General features: G+C 74.7%; 3 protein-coding genes. 2 read left to right on the top strand and 1 reads right to left on the bottom strand.

The window, feature by feature from the left end:
* Positions 1–189 precede the first annotated feature (189 nt).
* Positions 190–993 carry a DUF8842 C-terminal domain-containing protein gene (locus ABT106_RS31550; protein WP_351284390.1) on the bottom strand — a complete coding sequence of 268 codons (804 nt, stop codon included), beginning with the start codon at positions 991–993 and terminating at the stop codon, positions 190–192.
* Between the two features lie 296 nt (positions 994–1,289).
* Here ABT106_RS31550 and ABT106_RS31545 point away from each other — a divergent pair, with 296 nt between their 5' ends.
* A complete protein-coding gene (locus tag ABT106_RS31545) occupies positions 1,290–2,003 on the top strand; it encodes a LysM peptidoglycan-binding domain-containing protein (RefSeq protein ID WP_351284387.1) in 714 nt (237 codons plus the stop codon).
* Positions 2,004–2,070: 67 nt separating this feature from the next.
* Positions 2,071–3,051, top strand: a complete 981-nt coding sequence (locus ABT106_RS31540; protein WP_351284384.1) for a helix-turn-helix transcriptional regulator — start codon at positions 2,071–2,073, stop codon at positions 3,049–3,051.
* Positions 3,052–3,318: the final 267 nt, after the last annotated feature.

Raw genomic sequence — 3,318 nt, 5'->3', positions numbered from 1 at the left:
TTTTTATTTCACCCCCACCCACTTAATAAAACTATTTAACCCCTACATATTTAACCCACCGCACGATCTACTTATCTCCCAAAGCGCCGCGGGGGGGGTTCGCGCGGCCGGCCCCGCCCACCCCCGGCACATGCCGCCCGGCCCCCCTCGGCGGGAGGCCGGCGGCCGTTTCCGGCGGCAGGGAGGGCGTCAGGCGCCCGGGGTGCCGGCCAGGGGCATCGAGGCGGCCACCAGCTTGCCCGCGGCGGCGGCCTTGTCCAGGGCGTCGCGCAGCAGGTCCTCACGGGGCTGTTGCCCGATGGAGCCGACCGGTGCGGCGTAGATGAGCACGCGCTGGGTCTTGTTGACGGCGGCGCGCCAGCCGTCGGTGACCGACAGGGCCTGGTGCGCCTGCCACCAGGAGACCGGACGGCCGCCGTCGAGTCCCGGCTGGAGCACGGCGTGCAGCTGGCCCGCGGCGAGCAGGACCGACCAGCCGGGGAGGCCGGCGGGGAGCTCGGAGGTGTCCGTGACCGGGATGAAGCCCTGCTCGATGAGGAGCGGGAGGAAGTCGTCGCCGGGGCCGTCGCTGCCGGGGCGGGCGATCGGCGCGGTGGGCTCGACGACCAGGGCCGGGTGCAGCTCGCCGCCGATCAGGACCAGGCCGCTGGTGATGCCGAGGACGGCCTGTCCGCCCGGGGCGTTCTGCGGGACGCCCGCGGGGGCGGGGGCCGGGCTGTCACCGGTGATGCTGGCGACCGCGCCCTGGAGCTGCTCCTCGGAGACGGTGACGACCTGCGAGGGGATGCAGGTGGCGTGCGCGAAGGCCAGGACGGCCGTCTCCTCGCCGACGAAGAGCACCGTGCTGGTGGGGTCGCTCTGCGGGTCTCCCGGGGTGCGGCAGGAGGTGCAGTCGTAACTGCGCGGCGCGTCGTCGCCGACGAGCAGCCTGTCGGCTTCTTCGTCACCGATCTCGGCACGTACCTCATCACTGACGTCGAGCATGGGCGGCACGGGGTGGCTCCTCGGCATAGGTGCGGCGGGCCGGGGAGTTCCCGGCTCGCCGGGCTCAACGGCCGAGCGGCGGCCGGGGTCACGCCAGGGAGGGAACGGATTCGAACCCGGCCCCCGGAGGGGTGAACCGGCCGCCGGGCACTTCGCATCCGTGCCAACTCTTTGCCGGTTGTGCGCAGTTGGTGGACCATGCTGTTCGTTTCGGGGGCACGGGGCGCGTCGGCCGACCGGGTGGGGCGCGGGGGCGCGCGGTGTGGCGCGCGGGGCGTCCGCGCGCTCCTGCGTAGCGTGACCCGATGCCCAATCTCCGGATCCGGCGGGCCGCTCCCGCGGCCGTGGCCGCGCTGGTGCTCGTATTCCCCTGGGACGCCGCCGCCTCGGCCGCCCCGGCCTCGGCCGGAGCCCCGCCGCCGCCCGCGCCCGGGCCGGCCGGGGCCGCGCACCCCGGCTCGCCGGGGGTCGTCGGCCGCGGGCCGGGGGACTGCGGGCCGGGCGGGGAGTGGCCCTGGGACTGCGTCGCCGACTGCGAGAGCGGCGGCCGCTGGGCGGTCAACACCGGCAATGGCTTCTACGGCGGGCTGCAGTTCTGGCAGCCGACGTGGGAGGAGTACGGGGGCCTGGTCTTCGCGGCCCGGGCCGACCTGGCGAGCCGGGAGCAGCAGGTCCGGATCGCGGAGGACGTGCTCGGCGCGCAGGGGTGGGACGCGTGGCCCGTGTGCGCGAAGCGGTACGGGCTGGCGGGACGGATGCACGTGGTGCGGGGTGGGGACACGCTGGTGTCGATCGCGGCGATGCGTCGGGTGGCGGGCGGCTGGCGGGCGCTGTACGAGGCGAACCGGGGGGTGATCGGGGAGCGTCCGGAACGGCTCGTCGTGGGCACGCTGCTGGCCCTGCCGCCGACCGCCGCCGCCCCGCCGGCCAAGGCACCGGCCCCGGCCAAGGCACCGGCCCCGGCACCGGTCCCGTTGCCGGTCCCGGCCGCCCCTCCCGCACCGTCGCGCTCGCGCTGAGCACGGCGGCCGCGCGACGCGGGGCTCGGGTGGGGCCGCCGGCCGGGCGACCGGCAGACTGCTCCGCATGCTTGATGCCTCCGCACGACTGCTGCGCCTGCTGTCCCTGCTGCAAGCCCACCGGGAATGGACCGGGGCCGATCTCGCCGGCCGGCTCGGGGTGACCCCGCGCACGGTGCGGCGGGACGTCGACCGGCTGCGGGAGCTGGGGTACCCGGTCACCGCCAGTCCCGGGACCGGCGGTGGCTACCAGCTGGGGGCGGGGGCCGAGATGCCGCCGCTGCTGCTGGACGACGAGGAGGCCGTCGCGGTCGCCGTCGGACTGCGCACCGCCGCCGGGAACGGGGTCGAGGGGATCGGGGAGGCCTCCGTACGGGCGCTCGCGAAGCTGGAGCAGGTGCTGCCGTCGCGGCTGCGGCGCCGGGTCTCGGCGCTCAACGAGTTCACCGTCTCCATGCTGCGCGACCCCCAGGGCTCCACCGTCGACCCCTCCGTCCTGACCGAGCTGGCCGCCGTCTGCCGGGACGCCGAACGGCTGCGCTTCGGGTACCGGGACCACGGCGGCAACGTCAGCCGCCGTACCGTCGAGCCGCACCGGCTGGTGTGCACCGAGCGCCGCTGGTACCTCGTCGCCTGGGACCTGGACCGGGAGGCCTGGCGGACCTTCCGGGCCGACCGGATCGAGCCCAAGCCCCCGCACGGGCCCCGGTTCACCCCGCGCCCGCCCCCGGCCGAGGACCTCGCCGCGTACGTCTCCCAGGGCGTGTCGCAGGGCGTGTACGCGGCCAGGGCGCTCATCAGGCTGAAGATCCCGGTCGAGGCGGCGTCGCTGGTCATCGGACCCAGCGACGGGACCCTCGAACCGGTCGACGCGGAGAGCTGCCTGCTGCGCACCGGGGCGGTGAACCTGACCGTTCTGGTGATTCACGTCATGTTGCTCGGCTGTGAGTTCGAAGTCGTCGAGCCGCCGGAGCTGACGGACCGGATCAGGGCCGCGCGGGATCTCCTGGGGCGGGCCGTCGACTCCGCTCACGTGGAGAAAATGTAAGGGAACTGAGGGGTAATCACCTGGTCTGATCCAAGAGGGCGCGGCAATCTCCGGGGGAATTACCCCGCTCCCGGCCGGAATTCCGCGCGCTCTTCCCGGCGGGCGTGTCGCGCACGGGAAAACAATGGGGAGCTGTCGATATTCTGTGACACAAGCGTGACCCGGGACGGACTAACGTGCCGGTGCGCCGCTGACCGGCCGACGCTATCCGGCGGTCCCGCGGCGGGAACGGCGGAGGCGGGGGGGGGGGGGGGGGCCCCCCGCCCC

The sequence above is a fragment of the Streptomyces sp. NPDC002044 genome (genome assembly GCF_040296725.1).
Taxonomy (GTDB): Bacteria; Actinomycetota; Actinomycetes; order Streptomycetales; family Streptomycetaceae; genus Streptomyces; species Streptomyces antarcticus.
The sequence above is the reverse complement of the archived record's forward strand: the minus strand, read 5'-3'. Positions and strand labels throughout refer to the sequence as shown.

Bases quoted from the DNA above. Each gene is read 5' to 3' on its own strand.
- ABT106_RS31545 (WP_351284387.1), top strand. From the start codon at position 1,290: ATGCCCAATCTCCGGATCCGGCGGGCCGCTCCCGCGGCCGTGGCCGCG.
- ABT106_RS31540 (WP_351284384.1), top strand. From the start codon at position 2,071: ATGCTTGATGCCTCCGCACGACTGCTGCGCCTGCTGTCCCTGCTGCAA.